Origin of the sequence: Methylocystis iwaonis, from assembly GCF_027925385.1 — a bacterium.
GTDB classification, from domain to species: Bacteria; Pseudomonadota; Alphaproteobacteria; order Rhizobiales; family Beijerinckiaceae; genus Methylocystis; species Methylocystis iwaonis.
This window is the reverse complement of the sequence record NZ_AP027142.1, coordinates 2,087,852-2,108,804: the sequence shown is the minus strand read 5'-3', so window position 1 is coordinate 2,108,804 and position 20,953 is coordinate 2,087,852. Positions and strand designations below refer to the sequence as shown.

Genomic DNA, 20,953 nt, shown 5'->3' with positions numbered 1-20,953 from the left:
GGGTCGTTTGAGTGATGAGAATATTGCCCAGTTACACATCCTTAGCCGAGCGGCGCCAAAAGCCCTTCACGCAGCCGCTTTCCACCGCCGCAGGAAGCGCCGTGCGTCGCCGCCGATCGCCGGATCGTGCAGATCGAGAGCAAGCACTGGCGCGCTCGGCTTGAAATTGGCGCTCTTGAAATCGAGCCAAAACAGGCTCGGCGCCGTCGCGCTGCTGACGAAATAAACCTTGTTGGTGACGTCGGCGGCCGTGACCCAATTTGTTTGGCAGGCGCCCCAGAAACCCTTGTCGGGCGCGCGGGCGGAATCGCGGAAGGGAACTTGCGCGATGCGCAGCAGCGACAGCGCGCCGGCGACCGCCTCCCGGTAAGTCTTCGGATCGGGCAGATATTTCGAGTAAGCGGCGAGCCGGACGAAACGATCCTCCGCCGTCTCGTCGCCCGGCAGCGGCTTGGCTCCGCCGAAGGGCGCATATTGCTTCACGCGCTCGATCATCTGGTCATAGGGCGGATCATTGGTCATCACGCGATATTCGGGGCCGTGATGAACGACGAGCTTTCCGTCGATATATTCGATGATCGCCGAGTCGCCCGAGGGGTCTTGCACGGCAAGATGCGTGGGCAGGTGCTGCGTCAGGCCGAGGTCGCTCGCCCATGCGGCGGCGACGCGGAACTTGCCTTCCTTATGCGCGTCGACGACCTCGTTCACCGTCGCGAAATTGTCGAGAACATATTGCGCCCAATGCGTATCGGGCAGAACCGGGCGCTTGTCCGGGGCTTCGAGACGGCTTTCGTCCAGCACCAGCATATGCGCCGCAAGGCCCATTTCATTGAGGCCGTCCGAGGCGGCGCCTTCGAAGGAGACGATCGCGGCGCAGCCATATTTGGAGGTCCAGCCAATCGTATCCGGGCCGACGCCTTCGATCTTGCCCTTCACGCCGGGAAGCACGCTCGCCTGTGACGTGCGGGCCTGGCCGCGTGGAAAAACAACGAATTTTGGCCGCTCCGGCAGAGCGACAGGGAGGTCCATCGAGCGAACGACGATCTTCGCCAGCTTGCGGTCATTGACAAAGGCCAGCGAGCAGGCGCGCAGCTCCTGCGCTTTCAGCGTAAAAGGCAAGGAGATGAGCGAGGTCAAGAATGCGCGTCTTTGCATGGCTCGTGCGCTCTTTCGTCGGCGAAAATGGCGGTCGGAAAATAGCTCGTCCCACTTTGGGCGCGCCGAATGAACAAGCCGTTGCCGATGGCCCGCAAATGCCGCCGTTTCGAGCGCGACGCCTTGCCGCGGATTTTCTATCCCCAGGCTTCGGCGGTGCGATAAAGCTAGCGCCCCTTGAACAAAGAGACAGCTTTGCCACCAGCCGCGACCCCGAAACGCCCGTCTTCCTATCGCTGGTTCGTGCTGGCGCTGGCGACCTTCGCCCAGACCGGCGGCTGTTTCCTCGTGCAGGGGCTCGGCGCTCTGGGGCCTGCGCTGCAGGCGGCGTTTGGCCTCGATGCGGCTCAGGTGGGGCTCACCATGTCCGCCGCGCAGGCGACGCCCATCGTGGGGCTCCCGATCGCCGGCCTGCTGCTGGATCGCTTCAGCGAAAGGCTGATCGTCGGGCTCGGCGCGGCGATGGTCGCGGCGGCGCTCTTCGCAGCCGCGCAAGCCGAGAGCTATCTCGATATCCTCTCCTGGCTCGTCGTCGCGAGCATCGGCTATTGCACCGTGCAACCGGGCGGCGGCAAGGTGGTGGCGGCGTGGTTTGCGTCCGATACGCGCGGCCTCGCGATGGGGATTCGTCAGGCGGGCCTGCCGCTGGGCGCGGCGCTCGCGGCCCTGATCCTGCCGGTCGTTGCCGCGCAGCAGGGGTGGCGCGCCGCTTTTGAACTTGGCGCCGGCGCCGCGCTGATAAGCGGGCTGTTTTTCGCCTTTCTGTATCGCCCGCCGCCGGACCCTTTGCCGGCGCGCAAGCGGGGCGAGAACCTTTGGCGAGAGCGCATCGAGGAGATCGCGCCGCGCCTGCCGCGCATCGCTCTGCCCGGAGCGGCGCTCGTCTGCGTGCAATTCTGCGTGACCGTCTATTTGCCGCTCGATCTTCGCGACCGCTTCGACATTCCCGTCGAAACGGGCGTGAAACTGTTGTTCGCCGCGCAGTTCGCCGGGGCGTTTGCGCGCATCATTCTCGCCCTCTGGAGCGACAGAAGCGCGCGCGGCCGTTTCTTCCCGCTCGCCGTCAGCATGGGCGCGATCATGCTGGGCCTCGCCGCCTATTTGTTTGCCCCCGGCGCGCCTCTATGGGCGGTCGCCCTGCTTGCGATCTGGCTCGGCTTCTTCGGCTTCGGCTGGTACGGGCCCTGGATCGCGCTGGTCAGCGAAGCCGCGCCCAAGGGCGCGATCGGCTTCATGATCGGCCTCGCCATGGCCATCAACCAGATCTGCGTCGTGCTCGCGCCGCCGGCCTTCGGCGCCTTGCGCGATGCGTCCGGAACTTATGCCTGGGGGTGGAGCGCCTTGATCGCGGCGCTGGCGGTGGCGCTTTGGGAAAGCTGGCGAAAGGAAGGTTTATAGGCGCGACCAAGCTAGCAAATAGGTCAGTCCGCGCTCGGCAGACGCCGCATGACGAATTCGATGCGGCCATCCTCGAGCTCGCGCCAGAACTCGATCTCGGTCATGTAAGCGGCTTTGGGGTAGCGGTCGAACCACTCACGCGCCTTGGCGCGGGCGTCGAGGCGCGGCAAGGTGAAGGTCTCGCGCCGCCAGCCGTCGCTCCTGGCGCGGCCCTTCTCGCTGAGCCTGCGCGCAATATCCTTCGGCGCCCTGGTTACGCTCATACCGATGCTCCCGCACAGTGCGCCAAAACATAGCGCTTCAGGGGCAGAAATGGGAGTCTGCGATTCGCCCTCCCGCCCGCGTCGGTCAGGCTTTAATCTCGGCTTTATTTCCGGGAGATGAACATGCGTATTTTGCCTCTCGCGATTTTGTTGCCATCCTTGCCGCCGCGCCCGCCCGCGCCACGGCCAATCTCGACTGCGCGATCGAGGACAAGCGGCTCAAAGGCGCGATCGGCGCATTGATGGGCTCGCTTCCGGGCCTCCTGCAGATTCACGGCGAATTCGACGTTCTCGTTCAAGGCGTTCCCGACGATTTTCGTAAAGTAAGCCTTGCGGGCGATAACCTGCCGCACAGTTGGGTTCACGGCAAAGACCTGAAGCTCCATGCCTATAAGGAGCGCGACGGCGAGCGCTTCGCCAGTTTCGAGCTTGTCGTCGAGACGAAAATGACGAGCGATCCCAATCAGTATCGGGGCGCCTACGAACTGAAGGTCAGCTTCCTGCCGGGTAAGGGCGCCGAGAGCAAGACGGTCACGGTGCGGGGCAGGGCCTCATGCTCGCTTGGCTGAAGCGCAGGCTCCGACTTCCCCGCGTCTCAAAAGCGCGCTATCTCGGGCGCCATGTCTGAGCGCCCCACCTATATGATCTCCACCGCCATTCCCTATGCGAATGGCGCGCCCCACATCGGCCACGCCTATGAGCGCATCGCCACGGACGCTTTCGCGCGTTTCAAGCGGCTCGACGGCTATGACGTGCTCTTCGTCACCGGCATGGACGAGCACGGCCAGAAGGTGCAGCGCACCGCCGAGAAGGAGGGGGTGACGCCCCAGCAGTTCGTGGACGGCATTGCCGCGCAATTTGCCCGCATGGGAGAAGCGCTGAACGCGCGGGCCGACGACATCGTCCGCACGACGCAGGAGCGCCACAAGGAGGCCGTGCTCGACATCTGGCGGCGCATGGAGGCCAGGGGCGACATCTATCTCTCGAAATATTCCGGCTGGTATTCCGTCCGCGACGAGGCCTATTACGACGAGAGCGAGCTGACCGAGCGCGAGGGCAAGAAATACGCGCCGACCGGCACGCCCGTCGAATGGGTGGAAGAGGAGAGCTGGTTCTTCAAGCTCTCCGCCTATGCTGAAAAGCTCCTCGCTCATTACGAGGCGCATCCCGAGTTCATCACGCCCGAGCATTACAAGAACGAGATCGTCGCCTTCGTGAAACGGGGGCTCTCGGACCTCTCCGTTTCGCGCACGACGTTCGACTGGGGCATCAAGATTCCGCCGCGCCCGCAGACGACGGCGAACCATGTGATGTATGTCTGGGTCGACGCGCTGACGAATTACATCACGGCGACCGGCTGGCTCACCGGCGGCGAGAAGGCGCGCTACTGGCCCGCCGACGCCCATGTCATCGGCAAGGACATCACGCGCTTTCACGCCATCTATTGGCCGGCCTTTCTGATGTCGGCGGAGGCGCCGCTGCCCAAGCAGATCGTCGTGCATGGCTTCCTCTTCTCGCGCGGCGAGAAGATGTCGAAATCGCTCGGCAATGTCGTCGGCCCGCAGGAGCTGATCGACCGCTATGGCGTCGACCAGCTTCGCTATTTCTTCCTGCGCGAAGTGCCTTTCGGCAATGACGGCAATTATTCGCATGAAGCCATCGTCATGCGCATCAACGCCGATCTCGCCAATGATCTCGGCAATCTGGCGCAGCGCTCGCTCTCCATGATCGCCAAGAACTGCGACGGCGCCGTGCCGAAGAAGGGCGCCTTCACCGACGCGGACAGGGATATTCTCGCCCAGGCTGCCGGCGTGCTGGAGAAGGCGCGGGCGGCGATGGACGCCTATCAGCCGCATCATGCGCTTGCGGAGATCTTCCGCGTGGTGGCGGAGGCCAATCGCTATTTTGCCGGCGAGGAGCCCTGGGCCAAGAAGAAGACCGACCCGGCGCGCATGGAGACGATCCTCTATGTGACAGCGGAGACACTGCGCCGGCTGGTGATCCCGCTGCAGGCCTTTATTCCCGAGGCGGCGGGGAAGTTCCTCGATTCCTTGGGCGTTGGCCCGGACGAGCGCGATTTCGCCCATGCCGGGGAGGGGAACGCGCTGCAAGAAGGCGCGCCGCTGCCGCCGCCGGCGCCGGTGTTTCCGAGGTTTGTGGAGGAGGAACTGTCCTGAATATCCCGCTTTTGCTATATTGATCTAAGAGGGTCACGTTCATGGCGCTTTACATCAAAGATAAAGACGTCGATGCGCTCGCGGAGAAGCTACAGGCGGCTGTTGGAGCAAGCACGAAAGCGGAAGCCGTGCGGGCCGCACTTTTGCATGAACTCGAGCGCGTGAACGCACGTCAGTCCTTTGCAGAACGAAACGCCGAGGCTTTTGCTCTCGCGGATAAGATCGGCGCACCCAACCCGGACTTCGACGCCAAGGCGTTTATGGACCGGATGTGGGGCGAGTGATTTTCCTCGACGCCTCGGCTGTCATCGCGATTTTGAACCGCGAGCCGGATTCAGAGCGCCTGATCACGGCGATCGAAGAGGCTCGTGGCCAGCTTAATATTTCGCCGATTTCGACGTTCGAGTCAGTTCTCGGCTTGGCCCCGGCTCGGATCGGAGCCCCCGCACGCCGCTCGACTGCAGAGAATCTCAGACTAGCGACCGCCTCGGTGCGAGAGTTCATCAGGGCGAACGACATTAGAGAGATATCCATCTCTTCAGAAATCGGCCAGGGCGCGATCCTCGCAGCCGCGACATATGGAAAGGCCGTCGGCCATCCTGCGGACCTCAATTTCGGCGATTGTTTCGCGTATTCTTGCGCTAAGGCGCTGGGGGCGACCCTCTTGTACAAAGGGGACGACTTCACCAAGACCGATTTGGGCGGCTGATCGATCTGCACTCAAAACGCCGAAGGAACAGCGATCTTGTCCTCCGACCCCGCCCGCTTCATCGGCGACATTCCCCGCCATTACGACCGCGGCCTGGGCCCCGTGATCTTCGAGGCCTATGCCGAGGAGACCGCGCGGCGGGCGGCGATTTGGGGACCGCGAAACGCGCTGGAGATCGCCGCCGGCACGGGCATCGTCACCCGCAAGCTGCGCGATGCTTTGCCAACGGACGCCCGGCTCACCGCGACCGACCTCAACGCGCCTATGCTCGAGATCGCGCGGGAGAAGTTTAGGCCCGACGAACAAGTAAGTTTCGACGTGGCGGACGCGCTCGTCCTGCCCTTCGCGGACGGAGCCTTCGACGCGGTCATCTGCCAGTTCGGCTTGATGTTTTTCCCAGACAAGGACGCCGCCCATCGTGAAGCGGCGCGCGTGCTGAGGCCCCATGGCCGCTATCTGACAAGCGTCTGGGACGCGCCGCGCTACAACCCGTTCTCGCGCCTCGGCCAGGAAATGGTCGAGCGCTTCTTTCCCGGCGATCCCCCCAAATTCGTGTCGCCTTTCTCGTGCCCCGAGATCGACCCGACCAAGGAGGCGCTCATCGCGGCGGGTTTCACCAATATCGTCATCTCCGTCCTGCCGCGCGTGCATGAGATCGCGGATGTCAAGGCTTTCGCCACGGGCCTGGTTTTCGGCCACCCGCTCCTCAACCAGATCCGCGCGCGGGGCGAGGTCGCGCCCGAGGCGATCGCCGCGGCCTTGGCGGAGAGGCTCGGGCAGGAATTCGGCGCGCCGGCGAGAATGCCGATGCAAGCCATTCTATTCGAGGCGTCGCGCTTATGAGATTCCTAGGGGCGCTCGCTTTTTTGATCTTCGCATTTATGGCCGCCCACGCTGGCGATTGGTGGACGTATCGCAACGATCGCTTCGGCGCGACGGCCGACGTTCCGGTCGGCTGGCGCATGGGGGAGGGGCCGGAGAATGACGACGGCCGAGCTTTCACCTCTCCCGACGGGCGCGCCAGCGTCACGGTGTCTGGCAGCTATGCAGTCCTGCCGCGCTTTCAGGAGGTCGAGATCATAACCAAGCCAGGCGCAGGGGAAACCGTCGACTACAAGCGCCAGGGCAGGGACTGGATCGTCGCTTCTGGCCGCAAGGGCGATCGGATTTTTTACCGAAAGTCGCTGCTCTCCTGCGGCGGGACGGTATGGAACAGCGTCTATCTCGACTATCCGGCCGCCGAGAAGGCTGCTTTCCATCCAATCGTCGCCCATGTCGCAGGCTCGCTGCGCGGCGGGAAGGGCTATGGAACGGGCAACTGCCGCTGAATGGGCCCGGCAGAGTCGGCGCTCGCGGCGGCAGCTCTTTGTGATATTCTTGAGGGATGATTTCAACCCTGAAAAAAATGCTCCCCGCGATCGAGAACTGGCCGGAGGAAGATCAGCAAGCGCTCGCCGACGCGGCGCGCGAAATTGCGGCGGCGCGGGCGGGCTTCTACGCCCTGACTCCGGATGAGGAGCGCGCCGTTGCGGAAGGATTGGCGCAAGCCGATCGCGGGGACTTCGCGACCGAAGAGGAGATGGCCGCACTCTGGCGACGGTTCAAGCGATGAAAATCCGCGTTACGCGGCGTGCTAGAACCGACATGCTCGAAATTCTGTCCTTTGTGGCGGAAAAGTCCCCGCAGGGAGCGGCGCGTGTCGCCGCCGCAATCGAAGCTGGCTTGTCGTTCCTCTCGGAAAATCCCAGGGGCGGGCTGCGCACGGATCACCCAGAGCTTTACGTAAAGATATTGCCCGACTGCCCCTACAAAATTTTCTATCGGTTTCGGACGGACGCTATTGAGGTCGTGCATATCCGCCATTCCGCACGTGCGCCGTGGCCCGCCTCGTGAAGGCCTCCGCGCCGATGCGGGTTTGTCGAAAACTCGTCCTATCTCTTGGGGAATAGCCGCACCACAGCGGCGCGAAACAAAGCGGTATGATTATGTTCCTAAGCGCCTCTGGGGCTCCCTCGTCCTCATTGGCCTGGAGGCTGGCCGGCTCCGTCCAAGCCGCGACGCCGCCGTCGACGCCTTTCGACGTCCGGTGGATCATCGACGCGACGACATCGAGCTTTGTTTGCCCCGTCGAGCGGAAGCAATTGGTCACGATTGTGCATGGCGAGCGTGTCGCTCAACATGAAGGTTTTCAGCGTCACCGCCGCCATTCGCGGCAAGATGAGCGGCCAGTCGGGCGCAGGCGACTGGTCGGCCAATAATGTGCTATGCGCGCGGGGCGCCTGGCGCGCCGCCTCTGCAGGAAACTGAACGTCTCATGCTCATCGACACCCATTGCCATCTCGATTTCCCCGATTTCGCACCTGAGCAGGCGGAGGTCGTCGCGCGCGCCAAGGCGCGGGGCGTCGGCCGGATGATCACTATTTCCACGCATCTGTCGCGCTTCGACCGCGTGAAAGCGATCGCCGAGGCCTATCCGGACGTCTTCTTCACGGTCGGCACCCATCCGCTTCACGCCCACGAAGAAGCCGAGCCGACGGTCGAAGAGATTGTGGCGCTCGCACAGCATCCAAAATGCGTCGGGCTCGGCGAGGCGGGGCTCGACTATTTCCATGATCAAGCGCCGCGCGCGCTGTCGCAACGGGTCTTCCGCACCCATGTCGCCGCCGCGCGCGAAACCGGCCTGCCGCTCGTCATTCATACGCGCGACGCCGACGACGATTGCGCCGCGATCCTGCGAGAGGAAATGGGGAAGGGGGCTTTCACCGCCCTCCTCCATTGCTTCACCTCGAGCCGCGCGCTGGCGGAAACGGCGGTCGATCTCGGCCTTTACATCTCGTTTTCCGGCGTCGTGACCTTCAAGAATTCCGCCGAGCTGCGCGAGACGGTGAAGGTCGTGCCGCTGGAGCGGATGCTGGTCGAGACCGATGCGCCTTTCCTTGCGCCCGTGCCGCATCGGGGCAAGCGCAACGAGCCGGCCTTTGTCGTCGACACGGCGCGGTTGCTCGCGGAAATCAAGGGCGTTTCAGAGGAAGAGCTTGCCCGCGTGACGACGGAAAACGCGCTTCGGCTCTTTTCCAAAATGCCTCCGCTCGAGGCCGCCGCTTGACGCTCACGGTCACGATCCTCGGCTGCTCCTCGTCGGGCGGCGTGCCACGCGTCGGGCAGGGGTGGGGCAAATGCAACCCGGACAATCCCAAGAACCGGCGCCGCCGCTGCTCGATCCTGGTCGCCCGCGGCGACGATGCGGCAAAAACCCAGCTCCTCGTCGACACGGGCCCCGATTTGCGCGAGCAGCTCATCGACGCAGAGGTCAGGCGGCTCGACGCGGTGCTCTATACGCATCCGCACGCCGACCATACCCATGGGATCGACGACGTGCGCGGCCTCGTCATTCTGAACGGCAGGCGCATTCCCGCCTATATGGACGAGCGCACATCCCGCGATGTCAGCGAGAAGTTCGGCTATATCTTCACCACGCCGCCCGGAAGCCTGTATCCGCCGCTGATGACCGAGCATCGGCTGCATCCGGGCCGGTCCGTGACAATCGAGGGGCCCGGCGGGCCGATCGAAGCGACGCCATTCCGGCTCGATCACGGCGACATGGACGCGCTGGGCTTCCGCTTCGGCAATCTTGCCTACACGCCCGACCTGAACGCCATCCCGCCGGAGAGCGCGCGCTTCCTCGAAGGCCTCGATCTTTGGATCATCGACGCGCTGCGCTGGCAGCGTCATGGCACCCATCTCTCAGTCGAACAGGCGCTGGCCTATATCGATCGTTTTCGCCCGAAGCGCGCCGTGCTGACCGACCTCCATGTCGATCTCGATTATGATGCGCTGACGGCCGTGCTGCCGGCGAATGTCGAGGCGGCCTATGACGGGCTGCAGATCGAGGTGTAGTTCATTATTTTTCAAGCCATTGATCTGATTTTTCGAAGAAGGATTTAGCATGAAAGCCGAACGCCGCGCATTCCTCGTCGGAAGCTCCCACGCCATCTTATTCAGATCGTCGCTCGCCGCCGCCCAGCCCCTTGCCACAGACGATCCGACAGCGACGCCGCTGCCGCGCGGCGGAATGAGCCATTTCGCACAGCTCAATGGCGTGAGGCTGCACTATGTCAGCGTCGGATCGGGTCCGACCGTGATCCTGCTGCATGGCTGGCCGCAGACATGGTTTGCCTGGCGCGGAGCCATGGAGCGGCTTTCCTCCCGGTTCACATGCGTCGCGCTCGATCTCAGAGGTCTCGGACTGTCGGAGAAAACGCCGGCCGGCTACGACAAGCAGACGATCGCCGCCGACGTCGCCGCGTTGATCGACCACGTCGCTGGCGGCCGCGCCCATGTGGTTGGGCACGATATGGGCGGCAAAGCGGCCTTCGTTCTCGCCAATCTGCAGCCCGGAAAGGTCGAAAAGCTCGTCCTTGTCGATTGCCTGGTTCCGGGGACGGAAAACATGGACGCTAGGCGGGGCGGGGCTTGGCACTATGGCTTCCATATGGCTCCCGAGATTCCAGAGATGCTGACGCGCGGGCGGGAGCGAGAGTATATCGCCGCCCAAATTCGCGCCTGGTCGCACAAGAAGGATGCCGTCTCGGAAGCCGCAATTTCCGAGTTCGCGCGCCATTACGCGTCCGCGGGCGGCATGACGGCCGGGTTCGCCTATTATCGCGCTCTTCGTGACGATGCAGCGCTGGTCGCATCTTTTGAAAATCGGAAGCTGGAGGCGCCGGTCCTTGCGATCACCGGCCGCTATGCGTCGGCGAAAAGCTCGCGGATGCGCTGCGTTCGCACGCGGCTCAATTGACGGCCGTGATCGCCGAAGATAGCGGGCACTTTGTCGCCGAAGAGGCGCCGGAGTTTTTCCGCGCGCAGCTAGAGCGATTTCTAGCGGCGTGACAGCTCTGCATTTGGGGCGAATTTGCCATGTTTCCAGAAATCGGCGCCCATGGCGCGGCGGCATGTTACTTTCGAGACGCGTTCTTGTCGGCTTTGTCGTTCCAAGACTGGGCCCGCCCGATCGTCGGTTTTAGTTCCATAATATCGATTATGCGAATTGATGCTGCGGTCAGTCCCGAACGCCATGCCCTTCCAGTCCGACTCGCCTCGAAGAATCAGCCGGGTTGATCTGCGGGCAATTTGCTGCCCGCGCGCGAACCGCCGAGCGCTGCTGTGCGTCCGTAGCGGCGAAGGTTCAGAAACGTGGCGGCTTCCGCGGCCATGGCGCGCGCGAATGAAACCTCTGAAAAAACGGCCGATTGCCCCAGCCCGAGCGCGGCAGTTCTTTGGTTTTTTCGATGGGGCCACGAAAATCTCTGGCCAGAACGGCCTGAAATCTGCTAAAAGCCCTGTTGCGCGGGACTATATGGCATTCAACTGGCAACATCCCATCCTTTCCGAGCGGACGCATTTTGCGCGTCCGAACGGTTCTGCTTGGGCGCACGCGTTTGGCATAAGAGTCTTGCCTTTTTTGGCGGAGACGAGCAGGTAGACATGAGCAAAGGTAGAGATTTCCGGGGACCCCGTAAGCGTGGGTTCGACGACGATGGTCCGTTTGGCTATGACGCGCCGCGGCCCAGTCGCGCTCCGAGGTCGCCCTTCGGCGGCGGCGGATTCCCGGATGCGGCGCCCCCGATGATGAACGAGCCGTCCGTCGACGCCGTCGTGAAATGGTTCAAGTCGGACAAGGGCTTCGGCTTTGTCGAGCTGGCCAATGGCACGGGCGACGCGTTCCTCCACATCGGCGCGGTCCAGGCGGCTGGCTATGAGACGCTTCCGCCCGGCGCGAAGCTGCAGGTCGTGGTGACCAGCTCGGTCAAGGGCCAGCAGGTCTCCCGCATTCTCGACGTCGACCTCGCCGGCGCCGCCGAGCGCGCTCCTCCGCCCCCGCGCAGCGGCGGCGGCGGCTTCGACAGCCCCCGTCCTCCCCGTCGCCAGGCGCCTGATCCGTCGAGCGCCGTGCCGGTCTCCGGCAAGGTCAAATGGTTCGACGAGACCAAGGGTTTCGGCTTCGTCCAGTCGAACGACGGCGGCAAGGACGTCTTCGTCCATATCTCGATCCTCGGTCCCTCGGGCGTGAACCGCCTGCTCGAAGGCCAGCCGGTGACCATGCAGGTCGTCGACACCGCGAAGGGTCGTGAAGCCCTCTCCATTGCTCTGGACTAACGTCCCGGCAATCTGATCAGACGCCGCGTCGCCCCTCCGGGCGCGCGGCGTTTTCTTTTGCTCCAGAGGATCTCCCCCTGATGTCCGGCGACATTGCGCGTCTTATCGAGATCATGGCGGCGCTCCGCACCCCCGGGACCGGTTGCCCCTGGGACCTCGAGCAGGATTTCCGCTCCATCGCTCCCTATACGATCGAGGAGGCCTATGAGGTCGTCGACGCCATCGAATCGGGCGACCTTGGCGATTTGAAAGATGAATTAGGAGACCTGCTGCTCCAGGTGGTCTTTCATTCCCGCATCGCCCAAGAGCAGGACGCTTTCGCCTTCCCCGACGTCGTCGGCGCCATTTGCGACAAGCTTATCCGCCGCCATCCGCATGTCTTCGAAGCGGGCGAATCGCTGACGCCCGAGGGCGTGACGGCGCAATGGAACGACATCAAGGCGGCGGAGAAGGCGGCGAAAGGCGCCCCTGCTCCCGCGAGCCTGCTCGATGGCGTCCCCCTCGCCCTGCCTGCGCTCACGCGGGCGGTGAAGCTGCAGCAGAAGGCGTCGAAAGTCGGTTTCGATTGGAACGACGCCGCGCATGTCATGGGGAAGATCCGCGAAGAGACCGAGGAAGTCGCCGAGGAATTGCGCCGGCCGGACCTCGACCCCAAATCTCTGGAAGAGGAGATCGGCGATCTTCTTTTCGTCGTCACCAATCTCGCGCGTCACGCCAAGGTCGATCCAGAACAGGCGCTACGGGGCGCCAACGCCAAATTCGAACGTCGATTCCACCATATCGAAAGGCGCCTGTCGGAGATGGGCTCGTCCGCGGAGGCGGCGTCTCTGGATGAAATGGAGGCGCTCTGGAGCGAGGCGAAGCAACTGGAAAAAGGGGCAAAGGCCGGCGCCGCGCCAAAGGCGGCGGATGTGCCTTAATTTGGAGCCTTCAACGGCGCTAAGGTCACGCTGACTACCATGGAGGCCATCTGTACCATGTCCATTGCCTCGAACCCATCACGTTACAGCCCGCCGTCGCAGCTCTTTCATTGGCTCACCGTTTTATGCGTCGCAGGCGCCTGGATTCTCGGCGTTGTCGGCGACGATCTGCCAAAGGGCTCGATCCGCCATATGGGCGAGTTCGTTCATGTGATCCTGGGCGAACTGGTCGTGCTGCTGCTCGTCCTGAGGATCGTCTGGCGCTTCATCGCCCCTGCGCCGCCCCTCGAGCCCACGCGCTTCGGAACGGCCGGTGAACTGGCGACGAAGCTCGGCCATCTCGCCATCTATGGGCTGCTGCTCGCCGTTCCCGTCGTCGGCGTGCTGACGCTCTTCCATAGCGGCGAGGCGCTGCCGCTCTTCGGCCTCTCGGAGATTTCATCTCCCTGGGTCAAAAATCGCGAGCTGAAGCACTCTTACAAGGAAATCCACGAGTTCCTGGCGCATACGCTGATGATAGTGGCGGCGCTGCACGCCGCAGCGGCCATCGCGCATCACCATGTGCTGAAAGACCGGACATTGAAGCGCATGTTGCCGGCGGTTTTCGAATGACGCCCATTTCCGGTTGAACAGCGCGCATCGGGAATGGTCATTCCCAGCGGGCAAGCCCGACCGGGAATCCAGAGCCACAAAAAGCGTTGCGGCTTTTGCTCTGGATTCCCGATCGCTCGCTTCGCGAGCGTCGGGAATGACACTAAACCAATGAAGCAGATTATGACTTCAATGGCCGCCGCCAAATTTCAAAACGATAATTCCTAATCCTATCAACAGGATGCCCGCGATCTCCACCGAACCCAGGCTCTGGCGATAAATGACCCAGCCGGCCACGGAAACCAGCGCGAGGCCGACGCCCGACCAAACCGCATAGGCCACCCCCAGCGGGATGTCTTCCAGCGTCAACGACAGGAAATAGAAAGCCGTCGCATAGCCGGCGACGACGGCAAGCGACGGCAGCGGATTACGGAAGCCTTGGGCCGCCGGCAACGCCGTGGAGGCCGCGACCTCGGAGAGGATCGCAATCGCAAGGTAGAACCAGTGCATGGCGCTAAGGTCTTATGTTCGCAAGGCTGATGAATAGCGCCGTCTTACCTCGTCCAGGCGCTCCGGCGCAACGCGCACTGTGAGGCGGGAGCCGCCGTCCTCCTTCGTCTCGCGGGAGAGGACCTCGGCATGGGCATGGAGCCAGGCGAGCCCCTGCCCGTCTTCCGGAGAAATCTCCAGCGCGAGCGTCACGCGGCTCTCGGCAAGCAAGGTCTCGATGCGCGCCAGGAGATCGTCGAGCCCCTCGCCTGTCAGCGCCGAGACCAGCGCCGGGCGGCGGCGCGGATCAAAGCCGCGCGCGGCGAGGCGCATGGCTTCGAGCCGCTCGGGCTCAAGCCCATCGATCTTGTTCCAGACCTCGACGATCCGCCCCTCGGCTTCGCCCTTGAGGCCCAGCTCCTCCAGGATCGTCTCGACATCGCGCGCCTGCGCTTCCGAGTCCTCATGGGAGACATCGCGAACATGCAGGATCACATCTGCAAGGGTCACTTCCTCCAGCGTGGCGCGAAAGGCGGAGACCAGCATGGTCGGCAGGTCCGAGATGAAACCGACCGTGTCGGAGAGCAGGACGCGCGCGCCATGCGGCAAACGAATTTGCCGCAGCGTGGGATCGAGGGTCGCAAACAGCATATCCTGCGCGAGCACCTCGGCCTTGGTCAGCCGATTGAAGAGCGTGGACTTTCCGGCGTTGGTGTAGCCGACGAGGGCGACGACGGGATAGGGAACCTCCCGCCTAGTCTTGCGATGCAGGCCGCGGGTGCGCTTCACCTTGTCGAGGTCCTGCTCGATGCGGCGCATGCGCTCTTCGATGAGCCGGCGGTCGGTTTCGATCTGCGTCTCGCCGGGACCGCCAAGGAAGCCGAAGCCGCCGCGCTGACGTTCAAGGTGGGTCCACGACCGCACCAGGCGGGATTTCTGGTAAGCGAGATGCGCGAGCTCGACCTGCAGCGCGCCCTCCTTGGTGCGGGCGCGCTGGCCGAAGATCTCCAGAATGAGGCCGGTGCGATCGATGACCTTCGCGCCCCAGGCCTTTTCAAGGTTGCGCTGCTGCACGGGCGAGAGCTGGCAATCCATGCTCACGAGGCCCGCCTCTTGCGCCTTCACCGTCTCGGCGATTTCCTCGACCTTGCCCTTCCCGAGGTAGGTCGCTGGCCGAACCTCGTTCAAAGCCACAGGAAGCTCGCCCACAATATCGAGGTCGATCGCCTGCGCGAGACCGACCGCCTCAGCGAGCCGGGCCTGGGGATCACGAGAAAGCGCCGCCGGACCGCGCGAGAGATAGGGCCCGACGACGACCGCGCGCGTACGGTCCTCACCGAGCGCGCGTTCTTCAACTGATACTTCGCCGATCAATCCGCTTATCTTTGCTTCTCCACGCCCTCGTCTTCCGCCGGTTCGAACATCTGGATCGGATGCCCGGGCATAATCGTCGATATGGCGTGCTTGTAGACCAATTGCGAGTGGCCATCACGACGCAGCAGCAGGCAGAAATTGTCGAACCAGGTGACAATACCCTGAAGCTTGACGCCGTTGACGAGGTAGATAGTGAGCGGAACCTTGTTTTTTCGGACGAAATTCAGAAATGTATCTTGCAGATTTTGCGAACGCTCCGACGACATCGGCTGTCCTGTTCTTTATCTTGTTGAGCCGAGCGGTATGACGCCGCCCCCCGCGGTTTATGATTTTTAGTTCGGTCGCCGCGCCGCCATTAGAACCCCTCGAAAGTTTTCGCGCAAGGCGGAAGTCGAATGGAGCCGAAGTTAGCCACCGCTATCGGCCACGCTGGCGCTTGGGCGATTGCTTCAGTAATGGCTTTCGATGCGTTTGCGCAACCAAAGCGTGTAGCATTCGCTTGGTCTGGATGAACTCGAAGCAGCGCTCCCCCTGTCCGCCACCCGACGGCGTTACCGAGGGCCCGAATGACGAGCCGGGGCGCTCGGGCCGCGCCGGGGCAATTAAGGGAGGCGCAATTGTGCAGCGCAACCGTCCACAAGAGCGCTCGTTTTACTGAGCCCGTCATTGCGAGCGAAGCGAAGCAATCCAGGGCGGCGATGCGGCCCTGGATTGCTTCGTCGGCTCCGTCTCCTCGCAATGACGGCGGTGAGTCCCTGCGAATGCGGGCCGTCGGCCAGCCCGCTTCGGAAGCCGCAGATAACCCTAAAGTAAAGCATGAACATTAAGTCATAATTATCTGAAATAACTACTCAATTGAGAGCGACTTCAACTTCCTGTGGAGGGCCGACCTCTCCATTCCGATGAACTCCGCGGTGCGCGAAATATTGCCGGAGAAGCGGTTCAACTGCGCCACCAGATATTCCCGTTCGAAGACTTCGCGCGCCTCTCGCAGCGGGAGGCTCATCAGCTTTTCACCCCTCACGCCGGCGGGGGTGGCGGGCACCAGCTCCCCGACATCGGCCGGCAGCATGTCCGCGGTGATCACGGCGCCGGGCTCGCCGGCGGTCAGGATCATCAGCCGTTCGACATTGTTTTTGAGTTGCCGGATGTTCCCTGGCCAGTCGTGCAGTTGGAGCACGGCAAGGGCGTCCTCGGCGATTTTGCGCCGCGGCAAGCCCGCCGCGAGCGACAGGCTCTCCATGAAATACTCGATGAGGGCAGGAATATCCTCCCGGCGCTCGGCCAGCGACGGCACGCGGACCGGCACAACCGCAAGTCGATGGAAGAGATCCTCGCGCAGCGTCCCTTCCTCGATCGCGGAGGCGAGATCGCGGGCCGAAGACGAGATCACGCGAACGTCCACCTGGACCTTGGTCGACCCGCCGACGCGCTGGAAGGTCTGGTCGACGAGCACCCGCAGGATCTTGGCCTGCGTGTCCTTGGGCATGTCGGCGATCTCGTCGAGGAAGAGCGTGCCGCCATGGGCCTCTTCCAGCGCGCCGATCTTGCGCTCGCCGTCCGGCCCTTCGCGGCCGAAAAGCTCGATCTCCATATTCTCTGGCGTGATGGTCGCCGAGCTGATGACCACGAAAGGCCCATCCGCGCGCTGGGACGCCTCATGGATGCAACGGGCGGCGAGCTCCTTGCCGGCGCCCGGCGCGCCCATGATCAGCACGCGAGAATTCACAGGCGCGACCCGCGCGATGAGCTGCTGAAGCTGATGCGCCGGCGGCGACGAGCCGACGATCCGGTCGAAGGCCCCTGCCCTCTGGCGCAGCGCCGAGATTTCGCGCCTGAGCTGGTAAGCCTCCAGCGCGCGCTCGGCGACCAGAACCAGACGATCCGCCTTGAAGGGCTTCTCGATGAAGTCATAGGCGCCGATTTTGATCGCGCTGACGGCCGTCTCGATATTGCCGTGGCCGGAAATCATGACCACCGGCAGCCCTTTGTGCTGCTTCTGGATCTGCTCCAGCACCTGCAGCCCGTCGAGCCGCGAGCCCTGCAGCCAGATATCCAGGAAGACGAGATGCGGCCGACGCGCGGCAATCGCCGCCAGCGCCTCATCGGCGTCCTTGGCCGTGCGCGTTCCATGGCCCTCGTCGCTCAGAATGCCCGCGACGAGCTCGCGGATGTCTTCCTCATCATCGACAATCAGAATGTCGCTTGCCATTAGGCCCCGCTCGTTTCAGAGGAATTTGCCGTTTCCGGCTGGTTTGTGTTGTCCTTGTCGGCGTCCGCCAGCGGCAGGACGAGCCGCACGCAGGCCCCGCGCCCAACGGGAGCGTCGAGAAGCTCTAGTCGGCCGCCGTGATCTTCTATGATTTTGGCGACAATGGGCAGACCGAGCCCCGTGCCGTCCGACCGCGTCGTCATGTAAGGCTCCAACAGACGTTGCCGGTTGATCGCCGGGAAGCCTTTTCCATTGTCGATGACGTCGATCTCCGCCATGCGCTCGCGCACGGACAGGCGGATTTCCACCCTGCCCTTCTCGGCCGCGTCCTGCGGCGCGCGGGCGGCGATCCCCTCTATGGCGTTCTTCACGATATTCGTCAGCGCCTGCGAGAGGAGCCGGCGGTCGAATTGCGCATAGACGGGCCCCGCCAGCTCGGTTTCGACGATGTCGACGTCGGAATTGCCGACCCGCATCAGGAAGGCGACCTGCCGGGCGCATTCGCTGATGTCGTCACGCGCCGGCCGCGCCTTGGGCATGCGGGCGAAGGAGGAGAACTCGTCCACCATGCGCTTGATGTCGTCTACCTGCCGCACAATCGTGTCGATACATTGGTCGAACACGTCGCGGTCCACCTGAATCAGCTTGCCATATTTGCGCTTGAGGCGCTCGGCGGAGAGCTGGATCGGCGTCAGCGGATTCTTGATTTCATGGGCGATGCGGCGCGCGACATCGGCCCAGGCGGAGGTGCGCTGGGCGGAGACGAGGTCGGTAATGTCGTCGAGCGTGACGACGAAGCTCGGCGCGCCTTCCTCGGCGCGGCGCGCCGAGGTCACGCGAATGTTGAGGGTCCGCTCGGCTGTCCCGCGCTTCATCGTGACCTGGCTCTGCACCGCGCGCGGGAAAAGCTCGAGCGCGTCGGTAAGAAGCGGCGCGATTTCGGGCATGACATCGGCGATATTGGCGCCGACTGTCGCCTGCCCCTTGGCGTCGTTGAGCGACAATTCCTCGGCCGACCGGTTGAGGACGGTCACGATCCCGTCCGCGTCGACGCCCATAACCGCCGCCGGCACGCCAGCCAGTACGGCCTCGGTGAATTCGCGCCGCTCGTCGTTGATCCGGTTCGCCTCCAGCAACCGGCTCTGCTGAAGGTTCAGCTCGGTCGTCATATTGTTGAAGACGTCGCCGAGGCGCGCCAGCTCGCCATGGGCGCGATCGACCTGCACCTGCACCTGGAGATTTCCGCCCGAAACCTGATCAGTCGCGGCGATAAGCGTGCGGATCGGGCTCACCAGCCGGTCGGCGAAGTCGAGGCCGAACCAAACCGAGGACAAGAGCATGATCATCGTCAGCAAGGCGTACATGAGCACGAAAGCGCGCTGCACGGCCACGCGATAGGCGTCGAAGGCGTCATAATTGCTGATCAGCTTCTCGGCCTGCTTGGGGAAGTCGACGGCAAAGGGGTCGATCGGGCGGGTGACGTAAAGAAAGGTGTTCTCGAAGGCGTGCAGCGCCCTGAGCGCGACGAAGCTCTTGCCGTCGTCGATCATCAGGCAAAGCGGCTCGCCCTTGCGCGCATTGTCGAATTCCGATTGCGGGGGCGCAATGACGATCGCCGAGGCGTTCTGGCTCACATCCACCCGGTCGATGACCTGACCGTTGGAGGACACCAGGGCCGCGACGGAAAAGCCGAGGAATTTGGCGCGCGAGTCGAAAATCTGGTGGAAATAATTGCGGTCGGTGATGAAGAGCACGCGCGCCCGGTCGAGGTCGGAGGCGGTGAGCTGCGCCTCCTGAAGCAGCGCCTGACATTGGCTCGATTGAAACGCTTCGGCCGCCTGGGCAGTGTTGTGCACAAATACCTTCACGCCATTCATGAAGGCGGGGTTCAGCGCCCGCTCCAGCGTCAGCGACCCCGCGACGGCGAGGAGCACCGCCGGAATGAGCGCGATAACCGAGAAGAAGCCGACGATGCGGACATGCAGCCGCGCCGCCGCCTCGCCGCGCCGCCAGACGCGATAAAGCCGCATCGCCTTGGCGACCACCATGGCCAGGAGGACGCCGACGAAGAACACATTGGCGATGAAAAGCGGGATAAGCCGATTGTCCGTCGGCGAGATAACGCCGAACTCAGCCGTAACGAGGAAGGTTGCGAGCGCACAGCTTACAGCGCCGACGACGACCGCCGGCCCGAACCAGGCGCGGCCGCCCGCGCTTTTGCCGCTGTCGGAAAGTGCTTGCTCGCCTGTTTGGATCATAAGGCGGTTATAGGCCGCGGGCGAGACTGTCGCAAATGCGTAGCGCTTTGGGTGGGGGCGTGCTGGGGAGGCCCGTCACCGCTCGCTCTTCCTGACAAACCAGCGCCGCTCTTCGATCGGCGTCAACCGCGTTTGGCCCAAGGCGGCCCTTCACTGAAATTTGCGCGTTGCGCCGATTGGCGAGCGCCTCCTATCCTTACTTGATGCAACTTGGAGCGACTCTCATCGTTTTTTCAGGCCTGCCTGGCACGGGCAAGTCGTCGCTTGCCCGTGAAATCGCCCGGCGGCTCGGCGTCGCTTTGGTTACGGATCGACTCAATTGAAACGGCGATCAAGGCATTAGGCGTCGTCCCAGGTTCGATCGAGGACGCCGGTTATCGTGCGGCTTACGCTATCGCTGAAGACAATCTCCGGCTGGGGCGGCTCGTCGTCGGAGATTGCGTAAATCCGTGGATGCTGACGCGCGACGCGTGGCGCAATGTGGGGCTTCGGGCAGGCGCGCGCGTGCTCGAGATCGAGACGATTTGCTCGGCTGTCGATGAGCACCGTCGGCGCGTCGAAACGCGTGTCAGCGAAATCCCCGGTCATGTTCCGCCAACATGGGCCGAGGTCGCCGACCTAGATTATCGCCCTTGGAACCGCGCCCATCTGGTGATCGATACCGCTGGTCAACACCTGACGCGTTGCGTTGACCAAGCGCTTCTGGCCCTAGACAACGACGCGAAAGCCGAGTTGATAAGATGATAATCCGTCACGAAGAACCTTCTGACGTTTGTGAAATCCGAAAGATTGTCGAAGCTGCTTTTCCCACGCCCGCCGAAGCGCGGTTGGTCGAGCAGCTCCGGTCGGATGGCGACGCCGTTATCTCAATGGTCGCTGTCCAATCCGGGATCATAGTGGGACACGTCATGTTGTCGAAAATGGACGCCCCGTTCCGAGCGCTTGGTCTTGGGCCGGTTGCCGTCGCCCCTGATCGACAGCGTAAAGGGATTGGCGGTTCGTTGGTCCGTTCAGCCTTGAAGGAGGCTGAAAAGGAAGGATGGCAGGGTGTTTTCGTGCTTGGCGATCCAAACCTGTATCAAAAGTTTGGCTTTGATCCAGCCCTCGCAAGTGGCTTCACATCTCCCTATGCGGGGCCGCACCTCATGGCTCTGTCATTTAATAGGCCTTTGCCTGTTGCGACTGGCATAATCGATTACGCACCAGCTTTTGCCGCGCTTGGTTAAACAAATTTCTGTTGCTGCGAGC

26 protein-coding genes are annotated in these 20,953 nt (G+C 63.2%); 19 read left to right on the top strand and 7 right to left on the bottom strand.

Going from position 1 to position 20,953, the window contains the following annotated elements; genetic code table 11:
- Positions 1-66: 66 nt before the first annotated feature.
- Positions 67-1,155, bottom strand: a complete 1,089-nt coding sequence (locus QMG84_RS10225; RefSeq protein ID WP_281927670.1) for a linear amide C-N hydrolase — start codon at positions 1,153-1,155, stop codon at positions 67-69.
- A gap of 177 nt (positions 1,156-1,332) precedes the next feature.
- Here QMG84_RS10225 and QMG84_RS10220 point away from each other — a divergent pair, with 177 nt between their 5' ends.
- Complete coding sequence (locus QMG84_RS10220; RefSeq protein WP_281927669.1) at positions 1,333-2,553, top strand: MFS transporter; 1,221 nt, start codon at positions 1,333-1,335, stop codon at positions 2,551-2,553.
- Between the two features lie 23 nt (positions 2,554-2,576).
- Here QMG84_RS10220 and QMG84_RS10215 read toward each other — a convergent pair whose 3' ends face one another.
- A complete protein-coding gene (locus QMG84_RS10215) occupies positions 2,577-2,816 on the bottom strand; it encodes a hypothetical protein (protein ID WP_202071765.1) in 240 nt (79 codons plus the stop codon).
- 242 nt (positions 2,817-3,058) lie between these two features.
- Here QMG84_RS10215 and QMG84_RS10210 point away from each other — a divergent pair, with 242 nt between their 5' ends.
- The 15 genes from QMG84_RS10210 to QMG84_RS10140 all read left to right on the top strand — a co-directional run bounded on the left by QMG84_RS10210 (position 3,059) and on the right by QMG84_RS10140 (position 13,393).
- Entirely contained in the window at positions 3,059-3,385 is a 327-nt protein-coding gene (locus QMG84_RS10210) for a hypothetical protein (RefSeq protein WP_281927668.1), read from the top strand.
- Positions 3,386-3,436: 51 nt separating this feature from the next.
- The gene (gene metG / locus QMG84_RS10205) at positions 3,437-4,993 is read left to right on the top strand and encodes a methionine--tRNA ligase (RefSeq protein WP_281927666.1); all 1,557 of its coding nucleotides are present in this window, start codon (positions 3,437-3,439) and stop codon (positions 4,991-4,993) included.
- Between the two features lie 41 nt (positions 4,994-5,034).
- The gene (locus QMG84_RS10200) at positions 5,035-5,277 is read left to right on the top strand and encodes a type II toxin-antitoxin system VapB family antitoxin (protein ID WP_202071762.1); all 243 of its coding nucleotides are present in this window, start codon (positions 5,035-5,037) and stop codon (positions 5,275-5,277) included.
- On the top strand, positions 5,274-5,702 hold the full coding sequence (locus tag QMG84_RS10195; protein WP_350356484.1) for a type II toxin-antitoxin system VapC family toxin: 429 nt from the start codon (positions 5,274-5,276) through the stop codon (positions 5,700-5,702). Before QMG84_RS10200 ends, QMG84_RS10195 begins: the two co-directional genes overlap by 4 nt.
- 36 nt (positions 5,703-5,738) lie before the next feature.
- On the top strand, positions 5,739-6,545 hold the full coding sequence (locus QMG84_RS10190; protein WP_281927665.1) for a class I SAM-dependent methyltransferase: 807 nt from the start codon (positions 5,739-5,741) through the stop codon (positions 6,543-6,545).
- Positions 6,542-7,030, top strand: coding sequence for a hypothetical protein (locus tag QMG84_RS10185; RefSeq protein WP_281927664.1), 489 nt, complete (start codon positions 6,542-6,544; stop codon positions 7,028-7,030). Before QMG84_RS10190 ends, QMG84_RS10185 begins: the two co-directional genes overlap by 4 nt.
- Positions 7,031-7,107: 77 nt before the next feature.
- On the top strand, positions 7,108-7,314 hold the full coding sequence (locus tag QMG84_RS10180) for a hypothetical protein (protein ID WP_281927663.1): 207 nt from the start codon (positions 7,108-7,110) through the stop codon (positions 7,312-7,314).
- A gap of 32 nt (positions 7,315-7,346) precedes the next feature.
- Entirely contained in the window at positions 7,347-7,595 is a 249-nt protein-coding gene (locus QMG84_RS10175) for a type II toxin-antitoxin system RelE/ParE family toxin (RefSeq protein WP_202071758.1), read from the top strand.
- 264 nt (positions 7,596-7,859) lie between these two features.
- Positions 7,860-8,009, top strand: a complete 150-nt coding sequence (locus QMG84_RS10170; RefSeq protein WP_281927661.1) for a hypothetical protein — start codon at positions 7,860-7,862, stop codon at positions 8,007-8,009.
- Positions 8,010-8,016: 7 nt separating this feature from the next.
- Positions 8,017-8,808, top strand: a complete 792-nt coding sequence (locus QMG84_RS10165; protein ID WP_281927660.1) for a TatD family hydrolase — start codon at positions 8,017-8,019, stop codon at positions 8,806-8,808.
- Positions 8,805-9,599, top strand: a complete 795-nt coding sequence (locus tag QMG84_RS10160) for an MBL fold metallo-hydrolase (RefSeq protein ID WP_202071757.1) — start codon at positions 8,805-8,807, stop codon at positions 9,597-9,599. Before QMG84_RS10165 ends, QMG84_RS10160 begins: the two co-directional genes overlap by 4 nt.
- A gap of 49 nt (positions 9,600-9,648) precedes the next feature.
- Entirely contained in the window at positions 9,649-10,503 is an 855-nt protein-coding gene (locus tag QMG84_RS10155; RefSeq protein WP_281927658.1) for an alpha/beta fold hydrolase, read from the top strand.
- Positions 10,504-11,189: 686 nt separating this feature from the next.
- Complete coding sequence (locus QMG84_RS10150) at positions 11,190-11,861, top strand: cold-shock protein (RefSeq protein WP_202071754.1); 672 nt, start codon at positions 11,190-11,192, stop codon at positions 11,859-11,861.
- Between the two features lie 80 nt (positions 11,862-11,941).
- Positions 11,942-12,781 carry a nucleoside triphosphate pyrophosphohydrolase gene (mazG, locus tag QMG84_RS10145; RefSeq protein ID WP_281927657.1) on the top strand — a complete coding sequence of 280 codons (840 nt, stop codon included), beginning with the start codon at positions 11,942-11,944 and terminating at the stop codon, positions 12,779-12,781.
- A 57-nt stretch (positions 12,782-12,838) separates the two neighbouring features.
- On the top strand, positions 12,839-13,393 hold the full coding sequence (locus tag QMG84_RS10140) for a cytochrome b (protein ID WP_281927655.1): 555 nt from the start codon (positions 12,839-12,841) through the stop codon (positions 13,391-13,393).
- Between the two features lie 168 nt (positions 13,394-13,561).
- Here the strand turns inward: QMG84_RS10140 and QMG84_RS10135 are convergent, their stop codons facing one another.
- The 5 genes from QMG84_RS10135 to QMG84_RS10115 form a co-directional block, all read right to left on the bottom strand.
- Complete coding sequence (locus QMG84_RS10135) at positions 13,562-13,882, bottom strand: DMT family transporter (protein ID WP_281927653.1); 321 nt, start codon at positions 13,880-13,882, stop codon at positions 13,562-13,564.
- A gap of 12 nt (positions 13,883-13,894) precedes the next feature.
- Entirely contained in the window at positions 13,895-15,235 is a 1,341-nt protein-coding gene (gene hflX / locus QMG84_RS10130; protein WP_281927651.1) for a GTPase HflX, read from the bottom strand.
- Between the two features lie 5 nt (positions 15,236-15,240).
- Positions 15,241-15,501: an RNA chaperone Hfq gene (gene hfq, locus QMG84_RS10125; RefSeq protein WP_202071749.1), complete on the bottom strand. Its 261-nt coding sequence runs from the start codon at positions 15,499-15,501 to the stop codon at positions 15,241-15,243.
- Between the two features lie 581 nt (positions 15,502-16,082).
- Positions 16,083-17,447, bottom strand: coding sequence for a nitrogen assimilation response regulator NtrX (gene ntrX, locus QMG84_RS10120; protein WP_202071748.1), 1,365 nt, complete (start codon positions 17,445-17,447; stop codon positions 16,083-16,085).
- Complete coding sequence (locus tag QMG84_RS10115) at positions 17,447-19,705, bottom strand: sensor histidine kinase NtrY-like (protein WP_281927649.1); 2,259 nt, start codon at positions 19,703-19,705, stop codon at positions 17,447-17,449. Before QMG84_RS10115 ends, ntrX begins: the two co-directional genes overlap by 1 nt.
- A 203-nt stretch (positions 19,706-19,908) precedes the next feature.
- Here QMG84_RS10115 and QMG84_RS21405 point away from each other — a divergent pair, with 203 nt between their 5' ends.
- The 3 genes from QMG84_RS21405 to QMG84_RS10105 are packed head-to-tail and all read left to right on the top strand — an operon-like array spanning position 19,909 to position 20,931.
- Positions 19,909-20,028, top strand: coding sequence for an AAA family ATPase (locus QMG84_RS21405; protein WP_350356512.1), 120 nt, complete (start codon positions 19,909-19,911; stop codon positions 20,026-20,028).
- Complete coding sequence (locus QMG84_RS10110) at positions 19,970-20,449, top strand: adenylyl-sulfate kinase (RefSeq protein WP_281927647.1); 480 nt, start codon at positions 19,970-19,972, stop codon at positions 20,447-20,449. The genes QMG84_RS21405 and QMG84_RS10110 overlap by 59 nt, the downstream gene beginning before the upstream one ends.
- Positions 20,446-20,931: a GNAT family N-acetyltransferase gene (locus QMG84_RS10105; RefSeq protein ID WP_281927645.1), complete on the top strand. Its 486-nt coding sequence runs from the start codon at positions 20,446-20,448 to the stop codon at positions 20,929-20,931. The genes QMG84_RS10110 and QMG84_RS10105 overlap by 4 nt, the downstream gene beginning before the upstream one ends.
- Positions 20,932-20,953 lie beyond the last annotated feature (22 nt).